This window comes from Acidithiobacillus sp. (assembly GCF_023256195.1).
Taxonomy (GTDB): Bacteria; Pseudomonadota; Gammaproteobacteria; order Acidithiobacillales; family Acidithiobacillaceae; genus Acidithiobacillus_A.
In genome coordinates this window covers 108,749-131,041 of sequence record NZ_JAGDWX010000013.1, presented here as the reverse complement: position 1 = coordinate 131,041, position 22,293 = coordinate 108,749, and the positions used below count along the sequence as shown (strand labels likewise).

The following is a 22,293-nucleotide window of genomic DNA, read 5'->3' as shown; positions in this document are numbered from 1 at the left end:
AGATGGGTTTCTAGTCGGATTCCGGGCCTTGATCAGGCCCGGAGATGTCCAGAAACGCGGTGTTCAGGAAACCTTGGTTTATATCAGCTATACTTGGCGCTAGAGTCTTTCGGTTTCACTCTTCCTGGAGCTGCAGCATCCTTGAGTAAAGGCGTTATTACTTTGGGTCACTCTGTGCAGGCTCTTGCCAAAGGCAGGACTAGGATACCGTCCGAACATGCTGGCAAAGGTGAGGCAACCGATTGATCTGCTTCGCAGGATCGAGTCCTTAAGGGAATCGCAATCTTGCTTGCCTCGCCCCGGGGATCAGCCGAAGGGTACCAACCTTGTCGGGCTGGCTCCAAGACATAAGGTTCCATGGCGGCCCAGGTTGCCTGCCTCATTGAAAACATGGAATATACAGACATTAAAGAATCCAAGGGATAATTCGGTTCGGTGTACGTTTGCAATATTCTGGGTAGCCTGAAAGATTAGCGATGAGGATCGATTCCTCCCGACGGATCCGAATCAAGTACAGGTAAAGAGTAGTTAGAGCAAGAAGAACTAGCACTGCAGGATTGCCGGAAAGCACTCCCAGACCAAGAAACGCGATAATACCACCCGTATAGGATGGATGACGAACGTAACGATAAGGGCCTTTTTCTACCAATTGTTGGTTCTTTGCCACGCGCAGCACTACAGAGAAAGCATCTCGCAAAATGGCTATTGCGTAAAAACGTAGGGCATAGCCCAGGACGAATAGAGTGGCACCAAAAACAATCCAAGGAGTGGTGGCAAATATGGGCAGATGAAGCGCATTAGATATAACGGTTCCCAAAAGAAAACTTATAAATAACGACATACCAACAAACCAGAAATAATACCTGTCAATCAATGCTCGACTGTGAACATCGACTTGGTCATATCTGCGGTAACGCCACCATATATAGTACTCCATAAGCAGCATAAAGATAATTGCCAGCACCGCATAATTAACCATGGCCGTTTCCTCAAAAATAATCCAGCGTCAGTTATCATGGTTGCCAATACCTTCGTAGAAGTGATCTACAGGAGGAAACCGACCAGACGGAACTCAGCTAACAGCTTATTAGCTATACAATATAACTCCAACCAGTAAGCCTCTGATCACACTCCGCACATATGTTCATCTTGGTTTTAGATCAGACAAAATGCCTCATTGTGTCTGGTGGCTCCGAGACTCATTGACCGTAATGTACTGAACCCCCTACAGGCAGGCAATCCCAGCAGGGTGCTATCATCAGACCTTAGGAATCACGGGGAGAAAACTTAAGGCCACCGTGGCCAACACCAGTCCTGCCCCAACGTCCGTTTTCAGTCTCAAGCAGCCGTTTAGTGGATCAATAGTACCCCCCAAGGGAACCTGCTGTCACGAATCGGCAATCCTCGTGCTACGGGGGTTATGCCTAGGGACCAGGGCCACACGTCGAACCAAGCGACAGGACAGGGTCGTCATGATCAGTCTTTGTAGCCCATGCGCAAACTATATTACCCATAATCAAATTTTATTGCCTGCGAACAGTCGCCGCCAATTGGCCGCCTATCTCACTCGACCGTGACGGCCTTGGCAAGGTTACGCGGACGATCGACGTCAGTCCCTTTCACCAGTGCGGCATGATAGGCAAGCAATTGTACCGGTATAGCGTGCAACACCGGGGACAGCAGGCCGGCGTGGCGCGGCAGGCGGATGACGTGAATACCTGCCGCCGCCTCGAAATGGCTATCCAGATCGGCAAAGACGTAGAGCTCTCCGCCCCGCGCCCGCACTTCCTGCATATTGCCCGCCAGTTTTTCCAGGAGTCGATCGTTGGGGGCAATCACCACCACCGGCATGTGCTGGTCCACCAGAGCCAGGGGTCCGTGCTTCAGCTCACCAGCGGGGTAGGCCTCGGCGTGGATATAGGAAATCTCCTTGAGCTTCAGAGCCCCCTCTAGGGCGATGGGGTAGTGCAGCCCACGGCCCAGAAAAAGCGCATGCTCCTTGTCGGCAAAACGCTGCGCCCACAGCTGAATCTGTGGTTCCAGATTCAAGGCCTGTTGCACACCGCTCGGCAACTGCCGCAGCTGCTCCAGATGATGCGCGAGACTCGCGTCGTCCAGACGACCGTGCTGGCTGGCCAGCGACAAGGCCAGCAGATATAGCGCTACCAGCTGGGTGGTGAAGGCCTTGGTGGAAGCGACCCCAATCTCCGGCCCGGCCCGGGTGATGAAGCGCAGGGCGGATGCCCGCGGGATGGCGCTTTCCGCCACGTTGCAGATGGACAGGGTGTCGTCGTGTCCCAGATCCTTGGCACGGCGCAGCGCCTCCCAGGTATCCAGGGTCTCTCCAGACTGGGACAAGGTGACGATGAGCTGGTGTCGGTCGGGAATCGAATCGCGATAGCGATACTCGTGCCCGAGCTCCGCATGGGCGGGTATGCCGGCGATGCTTTCGATCCATTGGCGCCCAACGAGGCTGGCGTAGTGGCTGGTGCCGGAGGCCAGGAAGAGCACGCTGCGCACCTGGGCCAAGCGCTCGCGCGCATCGGCTCCCCACAAATCCTGCAGCGAGAAGGGGCCCTGCAAGGCACCCTCCAGGGTATCGGCAATGGCCCGCGGTTGCTCGTGGATCTCTTTTTGCATGAAATGCCGATAGGGTCCGAGATCGATGGCCGCAGGGCTCAGCTGGCTCCAGTGCTCGGTGCGCTGGACGGGATTACCGGCGGCATCCTCGATGGCAATATCCTCTCGGGTGATTTCCGCCAGATCGCCGTCTTCGAGATAGACGACACGGCGCGTAACCGGCAGAAGTGCCGCAACATCGGAGGCGAAATAGTGCCCATGCTCCGCGAGTCCCAGTAAAAGCGGGCAACCCATTCGGGCGACGCAGATACGATCCGGATCCCGACGACTCAATACGGCCACGGCAAAGGCGCCGCGCAGGTGTCTTATGGCCTCCCGACACGCGGACCGCAGATCGGCTTGCCGAGATCGTTCGCGATGGATGAGGTGGGCGATGACTTCGGTGTCCGTTTCCGAACTGAAGACATAGCCTTGATCCTGAAGCTCACGTCTCAGTTCGACGAAATTTTCGATGATACCGTTATGTACCACGGCGATGTCCTCGCCCGAAAGCAGAGGATGGGCATTGTGCTCGACCACGCCGCCGTGGGTCGCCCAGCGGGTGTGGCCGATACCTACGCTACCCGTCAGCGCCTCCTGGGCTATGAGGGCGCTGAGCTCCGTCACCCTGCCCACGCTGCGTCGCCGCACGATCCCGCCCTTGGCAGACACCAGCGCAATCCCGGCGGAATCGTAGCCGCGATACTCCAGACGGCGTAATCCCTCCAGAATATGGGGTAAAACGTCGCCATCCGCCACGCCACCGACAATTCCGCACATACTGTGGTCCGACTCCTTGCTAGTCCCGGGTTTTCTTGGTGGGTCGCCGCCAGTGAGCGACGTAGCGTTGGGGGCTGCGACTGAGCGTGAGGCCGCCCTCCGGTACGTCCCGAGTGATGGTGCTACCAGCGCCAATGGTCGCACCGGCCCCGACCTGTAGCGGCGCGATGAGCTGGCTGTCGGAACCGATGAACACGCCGTCGCCGATTTCCGTGTGGTGCTTGTTGGCACCGTCGTAGTTGCAGGTGATCACGCCAGCGCCGACGTTCACGCCAGCGCCGATACGGGCATCGCCAAGATAACTGAGGTGATTGGCCTTGCTGCCGGCGCCCAACTCCACGGCCTTGACCTCCACAAAATTGCCGATGTGGGCCGCCGCACCGATGACACTGCGGGGACGGATCCGGGCAAAGGGTCCCACCCGTGCCCCCTGACCCAATTGCGCGCCCTCAATGACGGAGTAGGGCAGGATCTCCACATCGTCGGCGACGGATACATCCTTGAGGTAGACGCCGGCGCCGACGCGCACACCCCTGCCAAGGTGTACGCTGCCCTCGCAGACCACATTGACATCGAGGGAACAATCCTCACCGCACCGGAAGTCTCCCCGTATGTCGACGCGACTGCGATCACGCACCCGTAGACCCGAGCGCATCAACGCCTCCAATCGTCTTTTCTGATAGAGGCGTTCGACGGCCTCGAGCTGAAGCGCATCGTTGACCCCGCTGGCCTCGGTAGGATCGGCCAAGCAAAAGGCTCGCACCGGGACACGCTCGGACACGGCCAGTGTCACGACATCGGTGAGATAGATTTCCCCTTGGGCGTTGTGCGGCTGCAGACGCGGCAGCCAGGACCTAAGCTCCGCTACGGGCAGGATCATGACGCCCAGATTCACCTCCGTGATGCGGCGCTCGTCTTCGTCGCGGCAGTCCCGCTCCTCGCGAATACCGAGGATGGTATCGGTCCCATCGCGCAGAATCCGGCCATAACCCTGGGGGGCCTGCAACACACCGGTCAGGATACCCAGTTCCCGCTCGGCGATGGTATCCAGGAACTCCTGCAAGGTCTTGGCCTGCAGCAGCGGTACGTCACCGTAGAGCACCAGGATCCGCTGCGCATCCGCGAAACCCTCGGCGGCAGCGGCGACGGCGTCGCCGGTACCGCGCTGCCCATCTTGTAGCCACCAATGCAGGTTCCATCCCTCAAAATGCGCCCGCACGGCGTCGGCGCAATGGCCGAGCACCACGTGGATATGCCGGACATGGGAGAGTGCACCGGCACTCTCCAGCACGTGCTGCAGCAAAGGGCGGCCGGCCAGATCCTGCAGGACCTTGGGCCTTTGTGAATACATCCGCGTGCCTTTGCCGGCAGCAAGAACGACGACATCCGTGATCACGGAGCGACATCTCCTCTGTATGCGCTTTTCGCGCCCATACGCGGTCGTGCCCTTGGCTGGAAGACTCCCGTAAAAAACCCCAAGTGGGCGCGGGGCCCGGACCTGGGGTTTTTGAGTACTCGGCTATCCGCGACTGTTCCGGACCATTCCACGCCTGAACGCGCGGCGCCCCGGACTCAGCGCAAGAGACCTTGTTCCCGCAGCTTCTGGACGGTCTTGAGACGAGCGATCTGCTCCAGGAGTTCCGCCTGCGCTGCGGCGTAGTCCATGCCATCGAGCTGCTGACTCAGACGCGCCTCTGCCGCCTCCTTGGCAGCCCTGGCCTTGGCCTCGTCGATATCGGTGGCGCGCTCGGCAGAGTCCGCCAGCACCGTCACCAGATGCGGCTGAATCTCGAGAATGCCACCATTGACGAAGAGATACTCCGTCTCAGCGCCGTGCTTGATACGCAGCTCCCCAGGGCGAAGCCCCGTGAGCAAGGGCGCGTGTAGAGGGAGGATACCCAACTCCCCCATTTCGCCGGGGGCCACCACCATGTCGGCGGCGCCCTCGTAGATACTGCCCTCGGCACTTACAACCTGGACATCGATGGTCATGGCCATACCGCCTTATCCCTGCTGCAGCTTCTGCGCCTTGGCAATGGCTTCGTCGATGGTTCCCACCATGTAGAAGGCCTGCTCGGGCAGATGATCGTATTCGCCGTTGACGATGGCCTTGAAGCCGCGGATGGTTTCCTTCAGAGAGACGTAGGTTCCCGGCGCGCCCGTAAAGACCTCGGCAACGAAGAAGGGCTGAGACAGGAAGCGCTGAATCTTGCGCGCCCGCGCCACCAATACCTTGTCGTCGGCCGAGAGCTCATCCATGCCCAGAATGGCAATGATATCCTGCAATTCCTTATACCGCTGCAGCGTCTTCTGGCAGGCTCGCGCCACATCGTAGTGCTCCTGACCCACGATCTGCGGGTCGAGCTGGCGGCTGAAGGAATCCAAGGGATCCAAGGCCGGGTAGATGCCGAGCTCCGCGATCTGACGCGACAACACCACCGTGGCGTCCAGGTGGGCAAAGGTCGTGGCCGGGGAGGGGTCGGTGATATCGTCCGCCGGCACGTACACCGCCTGCACCGAGGTGATGGAGCCCACTTTGGTGGAGGTGATCCGCTCCTGCAGCTTGCCCATCTCTTCCGCCAGGGTCGGCTGGTAGCCCACGGCCGAGGGCATGCGTCCGAGCAAGGCCGAAACCTCCGTGCCGGCGAGGGTGTAGCGGAAGATGTTATCGATGAACATCAGGATGTCGCGACCCTCATCGCGGAAATGCTCCGCCATGGTCAGCCCCGTGAGTCCGACCCGCAGACGGTTGCCTGGGGGTTCATTCATCTGCCCGTAGCAGAGCGCAACCTTGTCCAGCACCTTGGATTCGGTCATCTCGTGGTAGAAGTCGTTGCCTTCGCGGGTGCGCTCACCGATACCGGCGAACACCGAGTAGCCGGTGTGCTCGATCGCGATGTTGCGGATGAGCTCCATCATTAACACCGTCTTGCCCACGCCGGCACCACCGAAGAGACCCACCTTGCCACCCTTGGCAAAGGGACATACCAGATCGATGACTTTGACGCCCGTCTCCAGGATTTCCGTACTTGCCGCCAGTTCATCGAAGGCGGGCGCGGCGCGGTGGATGGGCGTCCGCTGATCGCACTGAACCTCGCCCTTGCCATCCACCGGATCGCCCAGCACGTTCATGATTCGTCCCAGCGTGCCGTGTCCGACCGGCACACTGATAGGTGCCCCGGTACGGCGCACCTTGAGACCGCGCTTCAGACCTTCGCTCGCGCCCATGGCGATGCCACGAGCCACGCCATCGCCCAACTGGTTCTGAATCTCGATCGTGAGCTGGCGATCCTCGACAATCACCGCTTCCATGATCTCCGGAACCTCGCCTCGCGGAAAGGCGATGTCGATCACCGGCCCAATGACCTGGACGATGTGACCTACCGCCTGTTCTGCTGCTTGCGCTTCGCTCATGTTCTAACCCTCGATAGTAAATGGAAGACTCTAGACCGCCGCCGCACCGGCGCTGATCTCGGCAATTTCCTGGGTGATGGCCGCCTGACGCGCTTTGTTATAGGCCAGCTGCAGGTCCGACACCATCCGTTTGGCGTTGTCCGAAGCATTCTTCATGGCCACCATGCGAGCACTCTGCTCGCAGGCCAGGTGCTCGATGACGGCCTGATACACCACCGACTCCACATAGCGCTCCAGCAGCCGGTCCAGTACGGGACGGGCCTCCGGTTCGTAAATGTAGTCCCACTGCTCCTTTTTCTGGGCTTCGGTCGGCTCTGGCTTGGCCACCGGCAGCAGCTGCTCCAGGGCAGGTCGCTGCACCATGGTATTGATGAAGCGCGACGACACCAGATAGACGACATCCACCTCACCGCGGCGGAAGGCATCGGCCATGGCGCGAATAGGGCCGATCATATCGGCAAGGTTGGGCCGGTCACCGAGGCCATTCAGCTCTGCGACCATATGACCGCCGTGCCGGCGCATGAATGCGATACCCTTGTTGCCGTAAACGCCCAGATCGGCGTCGATACCCTGCTGGTGCAGCTCGTGCATTTTGTCCACGACCTTCCGCAGGACGTTGACATTGAGTGCACCGCAAAGACCGCGGTCCGTGGTCACCACCAGAAAACCCGCGCGCTTGACTTCCCGCGCTTCCAGAAAGGGATGCCGGTACTCCGGGTGCGCCTGGGCAAGATGCCCGAGGACCTCGCGGATCTTCTCGGCGTACGGCCGAGCCGCGCGCATCCGCTCCTGGGCTCGCCGCATCTTGCTGGCTGCCACCATCTCCATGGCCCGCGTAATCTTTCGCGTGTTTTTAACGCTCTTGATCTGCGCGTTGATTTCCTTGGCCTTAGCCATGTAGAACTCCTAGTAGGTCGACGTGGATTTGAACTGCTTGACCGCCGCGTCCAACTGCTGCTTGAGTTCATCCGTCAGCTCTTTCTTCGCCTCGAGAGCCTCCAGAAGATCCTGGTGATTGGAGTGCAGGTAAGAGAGCAATGCCTTCTCGAAGGACCGCACCTTGCTCACATCGACATCGTCCAGCGCGCCGCTACTGGCAGTGAAGAGCGATACCGCCTGCTCGGCTACGGACATGGGTGCATACTGGTCCTGCTTGAGAAGCTCCGTCACCCGCTTGCCGCGCTCGATCTGCTTGCGCGTAATATCGTCCAGATCCGAGGCGAACTGGGCAAAGGCGGCCAGCTCGCGATACTGCGCGAGGTCAAGACGAATGTTGCCGCCCAGCTTCTTGATGATCTTGGTCTGGGCCGCACCACCCACACGCGACACCGACAAGCCCGCGTTGATGGCGGGACGGATGCCGGAGTTGAAGAGATCGGACTCGAGATAGATCTGGCCGTCGGTGATGGAGATGACGTTGGTAGGCACAAAGGCGGAAACGTCACCCGCCTGGGTCTCGATGATGGGCAAGGCCGTCAGCGAGCCCGTCTTGCCCTTCACCTCACCCTTCGTGAACTTTTCCACATAGTCCGCATTGACGCGGGAGGCGCGCTCCAGCAGACGCGAATGCAGATAGAAGACGTCGCCGGGGTAGGCTTCGCGACCGGGCGGACGCCGCAGCAGCAGGGAAATCTGACGGTAGGCCCAGGCCTGCTTGGTCAGGTCGTCGTAGACAATGAGCGCGTCCATACCCCGATCGCGGAAATATTCGCCCATGGTGCAGCCAGCATAGGGTGCCAAGTACTGCATGGCTGCCGACTCCGAAGCGTTGGCGGCAACCACGATGGTGTACTCCATGGCACCGTACTCTTCCAGCTTGCGCACTACCGCAGCGACGGTGGAGGCCTTCTGGCCAACGGCCACATAAATACAGAAAACGTCTTTGCCTTTCTGGTTGATGATGGCGTCGACGGCGACGGCGGTCTTGCCCGTCTGCCGGTCGCCGATGATCAGCTCACGCTGGCCGCGGCCCACCGGTACCATGGCGTCGATGGCCTTGATGCCTGTCTGCATGGGCACGTCCACGCTCTGTCGCTCCACCACACCCGGTGCGATCTTCTCCAGGACATCGAACTCCTGGGTGTCCACGGGACCCTTGCCGTCCACCGGCTGCCCTAGCGTGTTCACCACACGGCCCAGCAGGGCCTTGCCGATGGGAACCTGCATCACCTTACCGGTGCACTTGACGGTGTCTCCTTCCTCCAGACCCGTAAACTCGCCCAGCACGACAGCGCCGACGTTGTCCTGCTCCAGGTTGAGGGCAAGCGCATACTTGCCACCGGGAAGCTCCAGCATCTCGCCATACATCACGTCTTCCAGACCGTGGATGCGGAGAATACCGTCACCCAGGCTGATGATAGTGCCTTGGGAGCGGGTTTCGACCCGTCCCTGAAAGCCCGCTATCCGCTCGCGGATCAGTTCACTGATTTCCGATGGATTCAGTTGTTGCATGCCAGTTCCTCAAGTCTTAATTGCGAAGGGTCTGGGTCAGCTGCTCCAGCTGACCACGAACGGATGCGTCGATGGTAAGGTCGCCCGCCTGCAAGACGAGGCCGCCGAGGATGTCCTCGTCCACCTCTTCCCGCAACTGCACCTCGTGATCCGGGAAGCGGCGCCGCAGCGCCTCGCGCACGGCCGATTTCTGATCATCGGCCAGCGGTACCGCAGAGCGGACGACCACCTCCATCCGGCGCTGATCGGCGAGCACCGCCGCCTGAAAATGCGCAGCGATCTCAGAAGCCGCGGCCCAGCGATCGTTCTCGAGGAGCACCGCGATGAAGCGCCGCCAAGCCTCGCCGTTCACCTCTACGGGCAGGGAAGACAGAAACTGAACCTTGTCCTCCTCAGCCCGCTCGGGATCGTCGAGGAAAGCGCGTGCCTGTGGATCCGCGATCCAGGCCGAGAGGACAGAAAGGGCGTTGGACCACGCGCTTTCTTGGTGCTCGGCCTTGGCTACGGAGAAGAGTGCGTCGGCATAGGGCCTCGCTATCGTGATCAGATCCGCCATAGGTCTAGGCCTCAGAGCTCCCCGACCACACGGTCCAGAATATCACGATGGGTATTGCTGTCGATTTCCCGGTGCAGAATGCGCCGCGTGCCGTCCACCACCAGTTCCACCACCTGGCCCCGCAGCACCTCGCGCGCACGATTGGTCTCCACCTCGATCTCGGCCCGGGCCCCGGCAATGATGCGATCCGCCTCTTCCCGCGCCTTGACCTGCGCTTCTTCGCGCATCTCCACGCTCCGGCGCTCGGCGTTGGCGATGATCTCGGCAGCCTTGTCCTTGGCATCGCGAAGAATCTGCTCTGCGCGCTTCTGCGCCAGAGCCAGCTCTTCTTTACCGCGCTCCGCCGCCGCCAGGCCATCGCTGATCTTGGCGCGCCGATCGTCCATGATCTTGCGTAGTGGACCGTACAGATACTTGTAGAGCAACACCACCAAGATGGCAAAGGTGATCAACTGAATGATCAAGGTGCCATTGATTGCTACTGGATTCATGATTCCCTCTTATGTGCAGAACCGGCGCGCGCCGGACCGACCTCAGCCCAGGAAGGGATTGGCGAAGAGGAACCAGAAGCCGAAGGCGAGAATGATGAAGGGGAAAGATTCCATCAGGCCCGCAAAGATGAAGGTGTTGACCATGAGCTGCGGGCGCATCTCCGGCTGACGGGTGATGCCTTCGATGGTCTTGGAGGTGATCAAGCCCCAGCCGATGGCGGAACCGAGACCAGCGGCGCCGAAAATGATACCCACGGCAATGGCGGTAGCTGCAACGATGATGGTATGCGCGTCCATGATGACTCCTGAGATGACGAAAGGTGATAAGAATCCGAAATTCTGGGCTCTGCGCTCAGTGTTCCTGCATGTTGGCCATGCCCAGATACACTACGGTGAGTACCGTGAAGATAAAGGCTTGCAAAATGATGATAAGGCTTTCGAAGCTCGACCACACCACGCCGAGAATGCCCTCCCCCCACCAGGGCAGCATCACGAGCAACAGGAAGACGAGCTCTCCTGCGAACATGTTGCCGAAAAGTCGCAGGCCGAGGCTGAGAGGCTTGGTGATCTCTTCGATGAGGGTCATGACGATGTTCAACGGGAAAAGCCACGGCCCAAAGGGATGGGTGAGATAGGTCTTGAAGTAGGCAAAACCCTTTACCCGCAGGCTGGTGAACAGACTCAGCAGGAATACTGCAATGGCGACACCGAGGGTCGTGTTGAGATTGACCGTCGGCGTGATGCGAAATTCGGGGATGCCGAACCAGTGCGCCACAATGGCGGGCAGGTAGGCGGGGATCACGTCCATGCTGTTCATGAGCAGGATCCACAGAAAAACGGTGAGAGCCACCGGTGCGATCATCGGATCCCGTACCGGGAAGCTGTCGGTTACCAGGTTGTCGATGAACTCCACGACCCCCTCGAGCCAGGATTGCATGCCCGTGGGCGCGCCACTGACCAGTCTGCGACCCACCACCATGCTGGTGATTACCAGGACCGCGGCAAGCACCCAGCCCATGAGGATGGTGTCGAGGTCGAAGGTCCAGAAGCCATGGCCAACGTGCCAGTTGGTAAGATGCTGGGCGATATCGCCTTGAGCCACGTTTCAACTCCTTTGACTGCTGCGTTGCCGCAGCATGAAACCCAAGAATACAAAGTGTGTGAGCAGCAGGCCAGCCACCAATCCGATCACGGGGAGATGGAGCCAAGCGATGGCCACCAGCAGACCCACGATGGTGATCGTCCAGCGCTGCAACACTGCGCCGCCGAGGCGTCGCGCACCTCGACCGGACACAGGGAGCGCTACGAGGCGACTACCCAGTATGAGCATATTGATGACGCTCAACGATGCGGCGTAGAGGACCGCGAGAGCGGCTTCGCGTCCCCAACGCCACTGGACGAAGCCGGCGACCACCAGAGCCAAGGTCACCTCCCACGTCACCACGCGCGCCACAAAGGACGAGAACCGCACCATGGCCGTTTGTTTTTCTTGCTCTTTCAACGGCTCGGTCCTGAATTCGCTGGGAGTCTAAAGGCGCGCATCGGGCTCGTCAAGGGTGTGGACGCTAATCGAGGGCGCTCAGGTCGAGCTGCAGGCGTTGCCAGAGTTCCGCCTCCTCGGCAGCGTCCCGCCAGCGGATGCGTAGCTCCCCACCCTGCCCACGCTGCCGTACCTGCACCGGCAGGCCCAGCTGCGCGGCAATGAGCTCGGTGAGGGCCTGGACATTGGCGTCAGCGGATGGTGCCCGACGTTTTTTCCGGCTCTGTCCGGCGAGCTTCTCCATCTGCCGCACACTCAAGCCTTCGCGTACCGCGCGCATCGCCAGCTCCCGTTGCTGCGTGGGCTCCAGCGCCGCCAGGGCACGCGCGTGTCCGGCGGACAGGGCGCCACTCTGCAGGTGGGTCGCGAGGCTTGGGTCCAGACGCAGCAGTCGCAACTGATTGCTGATAGCGGCCCGCGAGCGGCCCAGAGATTGGGCGAGGGCGTCGTGGGTGAGGTGGAACTCGTCCACCAGCCGTTGCAGAGCCTGAGCCTCTTCCAAAGGATTCAGATCCTGCCGCTGGATGTTTTCGATCAGCCCGATAGCGAGGGCTTGCTGATCGCCGCATTCTCGCACCAGCGCCGGTATCTCGCGCAGGCCGGCCCTTTGGGCCGCCCGCCAGCGGCGCTCGCCAGCCAGGATCTCGAAGCGTCCTTCGGCCAGAGCTCGGACCAGAATGGGCTGTAGCACCCCTTCGCTGCGGATGGAGCTGGCAAGCTCCTCCAGGGCTTCTTCTGGGAAATGTCGGCGCGGCTGGAAGCGTCCGGGCTGCAGCAGATCCAGAGGAATGCTGCGCAGGCTGTCGCTGCTCGACTGGGCAGAAAAAAGGGCGTCGAGCCCCCGCCCCAAGGCCCCGGGTCGCTTCACTGCCGCCACTCCCGCTGCAGAAACTCCGCGGCCAGGACGCGGTAGGCCTCGGCCCCGGCGCAGTGGGGATCGTAGTCGAGGACCGCTTTGCCGTAGCTGGGGGCCTCGGCGAGGCGGACGTTGCGGGGCACCACCGTGCGGAAAAGTTTTTCAGGGAAATGCCGCTCCAGCTCCGAGCCGACCTCACCGGCCAAGCGGTTGCGGGCATCGAACATGGTGCGCAGGACCCCGTGCAGCTCGAGCCCGGGATTCAACCGACTGCGTACCCGACGGATGGTGCCCAACAGTTGAGCAAGACCTTCCAGGGCGTAGTACTCGCACTGCATGGGAATGAGCACGCGCTCTGCCGCGACCAGGGCATTGATGGTCAGTAGATTGAGAGCGGGCGGGCAGTCTATCAGGCAGTAATCCCACTGGTCCGGGGCCTTTTCCAGGGCGCGACGCAGGACCGACTCGCGCTGTGGACGCTGCACCAGCTCTACCTCGGCACCGGCCAGATCGGGACTGGCAGGGAGCAGATCCACCTGCGCGGCCCGCCGCACGGCCGACAGCAGCTCCGCCTCTTCCAGAAGGACGTGGTAGACATTGGGATTCAGGGCCTTGGACAGACCCATGCCGGTGGTGGCGTTGGCCTGGGGATCCAGATCGATGAGCAGAGCACGCTTGCCCGCCGCGGCCAGCGCCGCCGCCAGATTGACGGCCGTCGTGGTCTTGCCGACCCCACCTTTCTGATTGGCAATGGCAATGCAGCGCATCGAGAGGGCGTGTTCTCGGTCTGAGGAGATGTGGCAGAGCATACCCTTTTACCGACGTTCCGGGCTAGCCCGTGGAGTCTGCGGACAGCCGCGGTTTGGGCCAGCGAACCAGAAACCGCGGCGGGAGCCCAGGTACCGTCAACGGGATGATCTCTGGTGCAAGCTCCGTCGCCCGGGGCCATTCCTGCAATTCCGCAATCCAGCCTGGGCCCTTGGCCGCCAGCACCTGCGTGCCGCTACCCTGCAGGTGCTGGGTCAAGGCGTCCAGACCTGCGAGGGAGGCCGTGGCCCGGCTGAGGATGGCAGCGATAGGCTCGGCGGGGCAGTAGCTCTCGACGCGTCCTGCATGGACCTCGACTCGGGCCAGACCCAGGTGGCTGCGCAGGTGACGGAGAAAGGCAACCTTCTTGGCATGGGGCTCGATGAGCACGATATCCTGTGCCGGACGGACGATGGCCAGAGGTACACCGGGCAGACCGGCGCCGCTACCCACATCCAGGAGCCGCCCTTCGGGCGTGTAGGGAAGCAGAGCGAGACTGTCCAGCAGGTGGTGCGTCACCATCTCCTGCGGGTCGCGTATGGCGGTGAGATTGTGGCTACGATTCCAACGCTGCAACTCCGCGAGATATTGCACCAGGGTGTCGAGCGCGTCCGCGTCCACAGCAACCCCCAGACCCATGGCGTTCAGCCCGTCGCTCAACTGGCGACGCAGCAGTTCTCTGGGGAATTCCACCATGGGGAGCGGGCTCAGACACCGGCCTGCAGCTGACGACGTTTCACGTGGATCAAGAGCAGAGAAATGGCCGCCGGAGTCACGCCCGGGATACGGCTGGCCTCACCCACGGTGCGCGGACGCTGGCGCTCCAGCCGCTGACGCACCTCGAACGACAGGCTGTCGAGCTGCCGGAAATCCAGGTCTTCTGGGATGTGGGCCTGCGCCCAACGCTGGGCACGCTCGATTTCCTCGGCCTGACGCTGTATGTAACCAGCGTACTTGGTCTCAATCTCCAGGTGCTCGGCCACCGCCTCGGAAAGTTCGGCATTCTCTCCCACCAAGCGAGCCACGGCCGCATAATCCCACTCCGGTCGGCGCAGCAGTTCCAGAGCCGTGAGATCGCGCGGTTCGCCGTCGCCCATTTCCACTCCCAACGCGCGCGCCGCGGCACTGTCCACACGAAGGCGCAGGCTCGCCAGGCGCTCGCGCTCCCGACCAAGCTGCGCCTGCTTGACCTCGAAGCGCTGCCAGCGCTCGTCACCCACCACGCCCAACCCACGACCGATGGGGGTAAGCCGTCCATCGGCATTATCCTCGCGCAACTGCAGGCGATATTCCGCCCGGCTGGTGAACATGCGATAGGGCTCGTCCACGCCGCGGCTGACCAGATCGTCCACGAGGACCCCGATATAGGCTTCGTGTCGCGCCGGGCACCAGGGTGCCTCGCCGCGCAGGCCGCGCACCGCGTTGATTCCGGCCAGGAGCCCCTGCGCCGCCGCCTCTTCGTAGCCGGTGGTGCCATTGATCTGCCCGGCGCAGAAAAGACCGGGCAGACGACGGCTCTGCAGGCTGTGATCGAGATCCCGCGGATCCAGATAATCGTATTCTATGGCGTAACCAGGACGCAGCAGGATCGCCCGCTCCAGGCCACGGATGCTGCGTACCAGCTGCTCCTGGATCGCGAAGGGCAGACTCGTGGAGATGCCGTTGGGGTAGACTTCCTGCGTGTCCAGTCCCTCGGGCTCGAGGAAGATCTGGTGCGAGGCCTTGTCCGCAAAACGAACGATCTTGTCCTCGATGGATGGGCAGTACCGCGGCCCCACGGCCTGGATGAAGCCGCCGAAGAGTGCCGAACGCTGCAGATTGGCGGCGATGATCTCGTGGGTGCGGCTGTTGGTGTGGGTGATGAAACAGGGTCGCTGGGGTAGCGGCACCTGGCTGTTGAGGAAAGAAAAAGGGCGCGGCGGCGTGTCCCCGGGCTGAGGCTCGAGGCAGCTGTAGTCGATACTGCGTCCGTCGATACGCGGCGGCGTTCCGGTCTTGAGCCGTCCCACAGGAAACCCCATGGCCCGCAGACGTTCGGCAAGGGCATTGGCCGGCGGATCTCCCGCCCGACCCGCCGACGTCCGGCGGTCCCCAATGTGAATCTGGCCGCCCAGAAAAGTGCCCGTCGTCAGCACCACGGCACGGGCACCGATCTCGATACCGTTCTCCAACTGTACCCCAGCCACGCGCCCGGCCCGCAGCAGAAGATCGGCCACCGTACCCTGAAACAAATGCAGCGCCGGCAGGGCCTCCAGCAACTCGCGAATCGCCTGTCGGTATCGCACGCGGTCCGCTTGGGCCCGGGTCGCCTGCACCGCTGGGCCCTTGCGCCGGTTCAGGGTACGAAACTGGATCCCGGCGGCATCGATGGCGCGCCCCATGAGTCCGTCCAGGGCATCGATTTCCTTGACCAGATGTCCTTTGCCAATGCCACCGATAGCGGGATTGCAGGACATCTGGCCGATGGTGTCGAGATTCTGGGTGAGCAGCAGGGTGCTTGCCCCAAGGCGAGCACCCGCAGCGGCTGCCTCGACGCCGGCATGACCGCCACCAACTACAATGAGATCATATGCTTGTGCCATGCGGCGATTATCCCCGTCCGTGTCGGCCACGGCAAGATATCCGCCTTGGCGCGCGAGCCCTCACTGGGGACGACGCCAGACGCCGGCTACGCGCTCCTCGTCCTCTTGATAGTACAGACAGGTCAACGCGGCAAAGGCCGTCGCCAGCTCCCCGGGCCCGGCGCGGAAATCCGGATCGCGCGGGCCGCGACCGCGGTAGCTGCCGCACCAGGTCGCATAAACGAGCAGGCCGCCGGAGCGCAGCGCGGCCACGAGCCTGGAAAAAATGGGACGGGCCATGAAGTTGGCCACGTGTATGCAGTCATAGGATTGCTCCTTCGGCGGTGCCCTCAGCACGTCGCGGACCTCGGCATGGAGCGCAACACCGTCGGCGAGGGGGCGCAGGGCTGCAATGGCCGCCTCGGCAGTGTCCCAGGCCTCTGTCACGTAACCGCACCGCGCCAAATACAACGCATCTTGACCCCGACCGCAGGCAAGATCCAGAGCCGTGCCCTGCTGCGGTGCCCGTACCCAGGCCTGCAGCAGATCGTGCACCGGCGGCAGCGCGCTGCCGGAGAGCTCGGTGTAGCGCGCCTGCCAGCGGGCTTGACGATCCGCATGGCGGGGGTCGCCGTGCCCGCTCCCCTCAGTGCTCATTGCGGATGCGCGGCAAGAGTTCTGCAAGACTGCAGGGGCGATTGCGGCTGTCCAGCTGCGGCAGGACGATCTCCTGCAGGCCCAGACGCACGCCACCGCGCGATCCCGGCAGAAGAAAGATCAGGGTGCCGGAGCACACGGCCGCCTCGGCCCGTGACTGGATGGTGCTCGACCCGATCTCCGCGTAAGAGAGCTGGCGAAAGAGTTCACCGAAGCCGGGGATGGCCTTGCTCACCAACGGCGCCATAGCCTCGGGGCAGACATCCCGACCAGTGACTCCGGTGCCGCCCGTGGCGATGACGACGTCGACATCGGGATCGTCGATGAAGCTCTGGAACTGCCCGCGCAAGGCCATCAGATCGTCGCGGACGATGACCCGCGCCGCTACGCGGTGCCCGGCGTCACGGCACAGGCTCTCGGCCAGATCGCCGGAGCTGTCTGTGGCCGGGGTGCGGGTATCGGAGGCCGTCAGGATGGCAATGCTGAGAGGGTGAAAGGGACGATTGGGATCGATGGGCATGGCAATTCCTCCACGGCTAGCTGGTACGGTCTGGCCCCCGAGGGCGTTTCGAAGCCGACGCTGCAGGGCCTGGGTCAGTGACCCGTCTCGTCGTCGCCATCCCCACGGCGCTCACTGCGCAGGGCGATACCGAGGCTCTTCAGCTTACGATACAGGTGGGTGCGCTCCAGCCCCACGGTCTCGGCAGTGCGGGCGATGTTCCAGTCATTGCGCGCCAGGTGGTATTCCAGAAAGGCGCGCTCAAAGCGCTCCCGAGCGCGCTTCAAGGTGCCGCCAAAGTCTTCCTGATCAAGTCCCATGGGCTGGGCGAAGACCGAACGGTTGTCGAGCCCCAGCGCGCCTTCAATCTCATCGGCGCTGACCTCCGGGCCCTCGGACAGGATCAGCAGGCGTTCCACCAGGTTCTGCAGTTCTCGAACATTGCCAGGCCAAGGGTAGTGGCGCAGCACCTCCAGGGCATCGGGTCGGAATTGCCGCGGCGCCAGGCCATCGCGGCGACCGTAGAAGGCCATGAACTCCTCCACCAGCACCGGAATGTCGTCCACCCGCGCCGACAGCGGCGGTACGCGCAGTGGCAGGGCGTTGAGACGATAGAAGAGCTCTTGGCGAAAACGCCCGGCCTGCACGGCCTGCCCCAGATCCTGCACGCTGCCGGCGATCACGCGCACATCGACGGGCACGGGACTGTCACCACCGACCCGCATGATGCGCCGCTCCTGCAATGCCGAACTCAGGCGCGCCTGGGTCTCGAGATCCATGTCGCCGATCTCATCGATATAAAGGGTGCCTCCGTGGGCCATCTCCAAGCGTCCCCGCACCAGGCGCCCATCCTGTTCGCTGCCGAAGAGCTCGATGGCGACATTGGGACGGGCGATGGCGGCAGCGCGCAGATCCACGAAGGGCCCGCGCGCACGGCGGCTGTGCTGGTGCAGATAGCGTGCCGCGACTTCCTTGCCGCTGCCGGGCTCGCCCAGCAGCAAGGCCCAGGAGTCCACGGCGGCGACGCGCTCCAACTGTTCCCGAAACTGGCGGATGGCCAAACTATCGCCGGAGGGTCGATGGACCACCCCGACCTGATTCTGCAGGAGACGATTCTCGCGCTGCAGACGGCTGGCCTCCAGGGCGTGCGCCACCGTCAGCAGGGTCTTGTCCAGGGACAGGGGCTTTTCGATGAAGTCGTAAGCGCCAAGCTTGGTGGCCTGTACCGCCGTTTCGATGGTACCGTGTCCGGACATCATCACCACCGGCTGCTCCAGGCCCTGCTCGGCCAGGCGCCGCAGCAGGCTGAGCCCGTCCTCGCCGGGCATCCAGATATCCAACAAGAGCAGGTCGAAAATCTGATCGCGGCACAGGGCCGACGCCGCCTCGGCACTGGCGGCGGTCTGCACGGCATAACCCTCGTCCTCGAGAATCTCGGCCAGGGTGGCGCAGATATCCGGTTCGTCGTCCACCACGAGAATCTTCAGGCCCGACTCTTCCATCCTCCCTCCTCCGTCTCCGACTCCTGCAAGGGAAAACGCATCACGATGCGTGCTCCGCCGTCCAGACCCTGATTGTCCGCATGAATCTGCCCACCATGCTCCTCGACAATGCGACGGACGATGGCGAGACCCAAGCCCGAGCCTTTGACCTTACTGGTGACGTAGGGTTCGAAGACCCGTGCCAGCAACTCCGCCGGAAAGCCCGGGCCGTTGTCGCTCACTTCCCATTCTAACACGGCTTGGCCCGCCTCGACGCCCACCCGGCTGGCAATGCGAATGACCTTGTGTGGGCGCTCGTCACCGACCGCCGCGAGCGCGTCCAGGGCATTGCGCAGCAGGTTGTTGAGGATCTGTCGCAGACGATTGGCGTCGGCACGCAAGGGCGGCAGATCCGCAGCCAGTGCGGTCTGCAGTTCTACCCCGGAGTCCTGGCCGCGATAGAGTTCCAGAACGTCCAGTATCAAGGTGTTGAGGTCCACCGGCCGCAATTCCAGCTGCGGCGCCCGGGCGTAGTCGGAAAAGGCGTCCACGAGCACCCGCAGGGAATCCACCTGATGGATGATGGTGCGAGTGGCCCGATCCAGGGTGTCGGCCTCCGGTCCCAGGCGCTCCAGATATTTGCGGCGCAGGCGCTCGGCCGACAGCTGAATGGGCGTGAGCGGATTCTTGATCTCGTGGGCCAGACGGCGGGCCACTTCGCTCCAGGCGGCGCTGCGCTGGGCGGCCACCAGGGTGCTGATGTCGTCGAAGACCAGGACGAAACCGCTGCGACCGCCTTCCTCGACGAAACGGGCGCCGTGTAGGATGAGGGTTTGATTGCCGTCCTTGCGCTCGATCTGCAACTCCTTGTGCATCTCGGCGCGGGGTTGGCGTACCCAGTCCTGCACCAGCTGCCAGAAGGGTTCGAGCACCGCGCCGTCGCCGGACTCCGCCAGGGTACGGCCGGTCTGGAGATCCTGCTGCAGGATCTGTCTGGCAGCGGCGTTGCACTCGGTCAGGCGCTCCTCGCCATCAAAGGTCAGGATGCCGCTGGAGATCTGCGCCAGCACCGTCTCCAGATACAGGCGGCGCTGTTCCGCCTGCTCCTGAGCGGCCGCCGCCTGGGTCTTGGCACGCGCCAGCTGCCGGGTCATGTTGTTGAAGGAGTGAATGAGCACCCCCAGCTCATCCTGGCTGGCCACCGTCTGTACCGGGATGAACTCGCCCCGAGCCACCGCCTGGGTCCCGGCGGCGAGGCGGGCGATGGGGGCGGTCAGGCGGCGGGCGAGGTGCAGGCCCATCCACACGGCGGACAGCACCGCCAGAAGGAGCGCCACGCCGAGGCTCAGCTGAAAGGCGGTCTTCATCGGCTCGCGCATGAGCAGGAGCTGGTGGTAGCGGGTGTAGGCCACCTGTACCGCCGCTGCCGCTTTGCTCAGCTGCTCCGGAATCGCCTGCTCCACATAGAGCAGGCGATTGCCCTGGCCGAGGTTGGGGCTCATCACCGGCACCACCACACGCACCACCATGCGCCCGTCCGGCTCGGTGATGATCTTGGCGTCCGGATGCCCCGTATTCATGCCCAGCATCTGCCGCCGCGGCAAGCGCGGGGCCAGGTCGAGGCTGTCGCTGCTGGTGGCGATGATGCGATTGTTGCTGGAGAAGAGTGTCACACTGCTCAGGCGAAATTGATCCCGCAACTGGATCACGGTGAGCACGGCATTGCTGTCGGACTCTCCCACCAGGGCCTGGGCAATGCTCTCGGCAGCGAGGAGGGTGTTGCTGCGGTAGCGATCGAGCCCGGCCTTGGCGACGTCCAGGGCCTGATCCAGCGCGCTCTGCACCGCCGAACTGAACCAGGAGTCCACACCGCGGTCCAGATATTGCCAGGAGAAGGCGAACACGACGGTGGCCGGGAGCAGGCTCAGGACGGTAATGATGACCACGAGGCGGGTCGCCAGCTGGCTGCCCACCTCGCCGCGGCGCAGGCGCCAGACCAGCGCAGCCACGGACAGGATCACCAGCCCCAGCAGTCCCAGCAGAATGATGGCCGATGCCACCAGCATGGGGACGAAATAGGCGCTGAGGGGACCGCCGGCACCGGTAACAAAATTGACGCCCAGAAAAATGAGTATGGCGACGATCAGCAGTATCGCCCCGAGACGTGGACCGCTGCCCTCGCTCGCATCTGCGCCCCCACGACGCAGGGCTCGCAGCCAGGAACGGCGCGAAGACTCTGGCCGCTGCGGACTGCTCATGCGAAGTCCTCAACCGTCACGTCCGGCCGCGTCGTCTCGTCCGTTTCACGTGAAACACAAGCCGGCGCCACAATCTTGCCCAGCAGGGCATAGAAGAAGCCATCCATACCGTCCTCACCCGGGAGCCGCTGCCCGCACAGCGGGTGCTCCAACACACGGGCATCGCTGTGACGATCCAGGAAACCAGCCACCTGTTCCTGGTTTTCTTCCGGCAACACCGAACAGGTGCAATAGAGCAGACGACCACCGGGCTTGAGCACCGGCCAGAGTGTATCCAGGAGGCGCTGCTGTTCGCCGCAGACAGCTTCCAGGTCCGTTTCACGGCGACGCAGGAGAATATCGGGGTGACGACGGATAACCCCGGTGGCCGTGCAGGGTGCGTCCAGGAGGATGGCGTCGAAGGGCGTACCATCCCACCAGGTGTCGAGCTCGGCAGCGTCGGCGACCTGCAGCAGGGGCAGGCGCAGGCGCAGACGCTGCAACTCCTGTCGCAAGCGATCCAGACGACGCGATGATCGGTCCAGAGCCATCAGTTCGGTCACCCCGAGACTGAGCAGGTGGGTCGTTTTGCCCCCCGGCGCGGCACAGGCGTCCAGTACCCGCTCGCCCGGCCGTGGCGCCAGGATCTGCGCCGCGCACTGCGCCGCACCATCCTGAATGCTCACCCAACCCTCGTCCCAGCCCGGCAGCGCCCGCACGGGGACGGCGGCGTCCAGACGCAAAGCCTGCGGCAGCTCGGCAAAACTCCGCGCGGGCAGACCGGCCTCGGACAGTCGCTCCGCGTACACCTCCGGCGCGACGGCCTGGGGATTCACCCGCAGCCAGAGAGGCGCTTCCTCGAGATTGGCAACGAGGATATCGGACCACCGCTCGGGGTAGACCTGCTGCAACCGCCGCACCAGCCAGTCGGGGTGATTCCATCGCGCCCCCTGGACCTGCGCCTCCAAGCTCTCGCGCTCCCGAAGGTAGCGGCGCAGTACGGCGTTCACCAGTCCGCGCGCCCACTCCTTGTGCAGGATCGCGCAGGCCTCCACCCAGTCGTTGACTACGGCGAAGTCCGGCCGCTGTCCCGCGCGCAGTTCCTCCAGGGCAAGGTGCAGCAGGGCTTCCAGATCCCCGTCTTCGGGCCGCAAAGCCTTGCGCAGCAGCAGAGCTGTGAGCCGGCGCAGGCTGCCGTGCTGGCGGAGACAGCCGCTCCACAGCCACTGCAAGGTGCCCCGCTGCGCCTGCTCCGGCGCCAGTTCCGCCAGCAGATCGTCGAGACGGGTACCGACCCACAGTCGCTGCAGGCCCGCTATGGCCAGACCCCGATCCAGGCGCACC

At 63.0% G+C, this 22,293-nt stretch carries 21 protein-coding genes; all 21 read right to left on the bottom strand.

Annotated features, from left to right (window positions below; translation table 11 throughout):
* Window positions 1-406: 406 nt before the first annotated feature.
* A complete protein-coding gene (locus Q0C23_RS03040) occupies window positions 407-979 on the bottom strand; it encodes an isoprenylcysteine carboxylmethyltransferase family protein (RefSeq protein WP_291510905.1) in 573 nt (190 codons plus the stop codon).
* 584 nt (window positions 980-1,563) lie between these two features.
* On the bottom strand, window positions 1,564-3,399 hold the full coding sequence (gene glmS / locus Q0C23_RS03035; protein ID WP_291510904.1) for a glutamine--fructose-6-phosphate transaminase (isomerizing): 1,836 nt from the start codon (window positions 3,397-3,399) through the stop codon (window positions 1,564-1,566).
* A 19-nt stretch (window positions 3,400-3,418) separates the two neighbouring features.
* On the bottom strand, window positions 3,419-4,795 hold the full coding sequence (glmU, locus tag Q0C23_RS03030; protein ID WP_291510903.1) for a bifunctional UDP-N-acetylglucosamine diphosphorylase/glucosamine-1-phosphate N-acetyltransferase GlmU: 1,377 nt from the start codon (window positions 4,793-4,795) through the stop codon (window positions 3,419-3,421).
* Window positions 4,796-4,971: 176 nt separating this feature from the next.
* Window positions 4,972-5,391, bottom strand: coding sequence for a F0F1 ATP synthase subunit epsilon (locus Q0C23_RS03025; RefSeq protein WP_291510902.1), 420 nt, complete (start codon window positions 5,389-5,391; stop codon window positions 4,972-4,974).
* A gap of 12 nt (window positions 5,392-5,403) precedes the next feature.
* Window positions 5,404-6,813: a F0F1 ATP synthase subunit beta gene (gene atpD / locus Q0C23_RS03020; protein WP_291510901.1), complete on the bottom strand. Its 1,410-nt coding sequence runs from the start codon at window positions 6,811-6,813 to the stop codon at window positions 5,404-5,406.
* 30 nt (window positions 6,814-6,843) lie between these two features.
* Complete coding sequence (gene atpG, locus Q0C23_RS03015; protein ID WP_291510900.1) at window positions 6,844-7,710, bottom strand: F0F1 ATP synthase subunit gamma; 867 nt, start codon at window positions 7,708-7,710, stop codon at window positions 6,844-6,846.
* A gap of 9 nt (window positions 7,711-7,719) precedes the next feature.
* Window positions 7,720-9,264, bottom strand: a complete 1,545-nt coding sequence (gene atpA / locus Q0C23_RS03010; RefSeq protein ID WP_291510899.1) for a F0F1 ATP synthase subunit alpha — start codon at window positions 9,262-9,264, stop codon at window positions 7,720-7,722.
* Between the two features lie 16 nt (window positions 9,265-9,280).
* On the bottom strand, window positions 9,281-9,820 hold the full coding sequence (locus tag Q0C23_RS03005) for a F0F1 ATP synthase subunit delta (RefSeq protein WP_291510898.1): 540 nt from the start codon (window positions 9,818-9,820) through the stop codon (window positions 9,281-9,283).
* Window positions 9,821-9,831: 11 nt separating this feature from the next.
* Complete coding sequence (atpF, locus tag Q0C23_RS03000) at window positions 9,832-10,311, bottom strand: F0F1 ATP synthase subunit B (protein WP_291510897.1); 480 nt, start codon at window positions 10,309-10,311, stop codon at window positions 9,832-9,834.
* Between the two features lie 42 nt (window positions 10,312-10,353).
* Window positions 10,354-10,608, bottom strand: coding sequence for a F0F1 ATP synthase subunit C (gene atpE, locus Q0C23_RS02995; protein ID WP_004869709.1), 255 nt, complete (start codon window positions 10,606-10,608; stop codon window positions 10,354-10,356).
* A 55-nt stretch (window positions 10,609-10,663) separates the two neighbouring features.
* Window positions 10,664-11,413: a F0F1 ATP synthase subunit A gene (gene atpB, locus Q0C23_RS02990; RefSeq protein ID WP_291510896.1), complete on the bottom strand. Its 750-nt coding sequence runs from the start codon at window positions 11,411-11,413 to the stop codon at window positions 10,664-10,666.
* Window positions 11,414-11,416: 3 nt separating this feature from the next.
* Window positions 11,417-11,812, bottom strand: coding sequence for an ATP synthase subunit I (locus tag Q0C23_RS02985; protein WP_291510895.1), 396 nt, complete (start codon window positions 11,810-11,812; stop codon window positions 11,417-11,419).
* A 64-nt stretch (window positions 11,813-11,876) separates the two neighbouring features.
* Window positions 11,877-12,719, bottom strand: coding sequence for a ParB/RepB/Spo0J family partition protein (locus Q0C23_RS02980; RefSeq protein ID WP_291510894.1), 843 nt, complete (start codon window positions 12,717-12,719; stop codon window positions 11,877-11,879).
* Window positions 12,716-13,474, bottom strand: a complete 759-nt coding sequence (locus Q0C23_RS02975; protein WP_367273174.1) for a ParA family protein — start codon at window positions 13,472-13,474, stop codon at window positions 12,716-12,718. Before Q0C23_RS02975 ends, Q0C23_RS02980 begins: the two co-directional genes overlap by 4 nt.
* 64 nt (window positions 13,475-13,538) lie before the next feature.
* A complete protein-coding gene (gene rsmG, locus Q0C23_RS02970) occupies window positions 13,539-14,210 on the bottom strand; it encodes a 16S rRNA (guanine(527)-N(7))-methyltransferase RsmG (protein WP_291510892.1) in 672 nt (223 codons plus the stop codon).
* Window positions 14,211-14,221: 11 nt separating this feature from the next.
* Complete coding sequence (gene mnmG, locus Q0C23_RS02965) at window positions 14,222-16,096, bottom strand: tRNA uridine-5-carboxymethylaminomethyl(34) synthesis enzyme MnmG (protein WP_291510891.1); 1,875 nt, start codon at window positions 16,094-16,096, stop codon at window positions 14,222-14,224.
* A gap of 60 nt (window positions 16,097-16,156) precedes the next feature.
* Complete coding sequence (locus Q0C23_RS02960) at window positions 16,157-16,732, bottom strand: bifunctional 2-polyprenyl-6-hydroxyphenol methylase/3-demethylubiquinol 3-O-methyltransferase UbiG (RefSeq protein ID WP_291510890.1); 576 nt, start codon at window positions 16,730-16,732, stop codon at window positions 16,157-16,159.
* A complete protein-coding gene (locus Q0C23_RS02955) occupies window positions 16,722-17,252 on the bottom strand; it encodes a molybdenum cofactor synthesis domain-containing protein (protein WP_291510889.1) in 531 nt (176 codons plus the stop codon). The genes Q0C23_RS02960 and Q0C23_RS02955 overlap by 11 nt, the downstream gene beginning before the upstream one ends.
* A 74-nt stretch (window positions 17,253-17,326) precedes the next feature.
* Complete coding sequence (locus tag Q0C23_RS02950) at window positions 17,327-18,733, bottom strand: sigma-54 dependent transcriptional regulator (protein WP_291510888.1); 1,407 nt, start codon at window positions 18,731-18,733, stop codon at window positions 17,327-17,329.
* Complete coding sequence (locus Q0C23_RS02945) at window positions 18,715-20,970, bottom strand: ATP-binding protein (protein ID WP_291510887.1); 2,256 nt, start codon at window positions 20,968-20,970, stop codon at window positions 18,715-18,717. The genes Q0C23_RS02950 and Q0C23_RS02945 overlap by 19 nt, the downstream gene beginning before the upstream one ends.
* Complete coding sequence (rsmB, locus tag Q0C23_RS02940) at window positions 20,967-22,292, bottom strand: 16S rRNA (cytosine(967)-C(5))-methyltransferase RsmB (RefSeq protein ID WP_291510886.1); 1,326 nt, start codon at window positions 22,290-22,292, stop codon at window positions 20,967-20,969. Before rsmB ends, Q0C23_RS02945 begins: the two co-directional genes overlap by 4 nt.
* Window position 22,293 lies beyond the last annotated feature (1 nt).

Coding starts and splice junctions, on each gene's coding strand:
- atpA (WP_291510899.1), bottom strand. CDS start 9,264: ATGCAACAACTGAATCCATCGGAAATCAGTGAACTGATCCGCGAGCGG.
- atpE (WP_004869709.1), bottom strand. CDS start 10,608: ATGGACGCGCATACCATCATCGTTGCAGCTACCGCCATTGCCGTGGGT.
- Q0C23_RS02975 (WP_367273174.1), bottom strand. CDS start 13,474: ATGCGCTGCATTGCCATTGCCAATCAGAAAGGTGGGGTCGGCAAGACC.
- atpF (WP_291510897.1), bottom strand. CDS start 10,311: ATGAATCCAGTAGCAATCAATGGCACCTTGATCATTCAGTTGATCACC.
- atpD (WP_291510901.1), bottom strand. CDS start 6,813: ATGAGCGAAGCGCAAGCAGCAGAACAGGCGGTAGGTCACATCGTCCAG.
- Q0C23_RS03025 (WP_291510902.1), bottom strand. CDS start 5,391: ATGACCATCGATGTCCAGGTTGTAAGTGCCGAGGGCAGTATCTACGAG.
- Q0C23_RS02950 (WP_291510888.1), bottom strand. CDS start 18,733: ATGGAAGAGTCGGGCCTGAAGATTCTCGTGGTGGACGACGAACCGGAT.
- mnmG (WP_291510891.1), bottom strand. CDS start 16,096: ATGGCACAAGCATATGATCTCATTGTAGTTGGTGGCGGTCATGCCGGC.
- Q0C23_RS03005 (WP_291510898.1), bottom strand. CDS start 9,820: ATGGCGGATCTGATCACGATAGCGAGGCCCTATGCCGACGCACTCTTC.
- Q0C23_RS02945 (WP_291510887.1), bottom strand. CDS start 20,970: ATGAGCAGTCCGCAGCGGCCAGAGTCTTCGCGCCGTTCCTGGCTGCGA.
- Q0C23_RS02955 (WP_291510889.1), bottom strand. CDS start 17,252: ATGCCCATCGATCCCAATCGTCCCTTTCACCCTCTCAGCATTGCCATC.
- atpG (WP_291510900.1), bottom strand. CDS start 7,710: ATGGCTAAGGCCAAGGAAATCAACGCGCAGATCAAGAGCGTTAAAAAC.
- rsmG (WP_291510892.1), bottom strand. CDS start 14,210: ATGGTGGAATTCCCCAGAGAACTGCTGCGTCGCCAGTTGAGCGACGGG.
- Q0C23_RS02960 (WP_291510890.1), bottom strand. CDS start 16,732: ATGAGCACTGAGGGGAGCGGGCACGGCGACCCCCGCCATGCGGATCGT.
- Q0C23_RS03040 (WP_291510905.1), bottom strand. CDS start 979: ATGGTTAATTATGCGGTGCTGGCAATTATCTTTATGCTGCTTATGGAG.
- glmS (WP_291510904.1), bottom strand. CDS start 3,399: ATGTGCGGAATTGTCGGTGGCGTGGCGGATGGCGACGTTTTACCCCAT.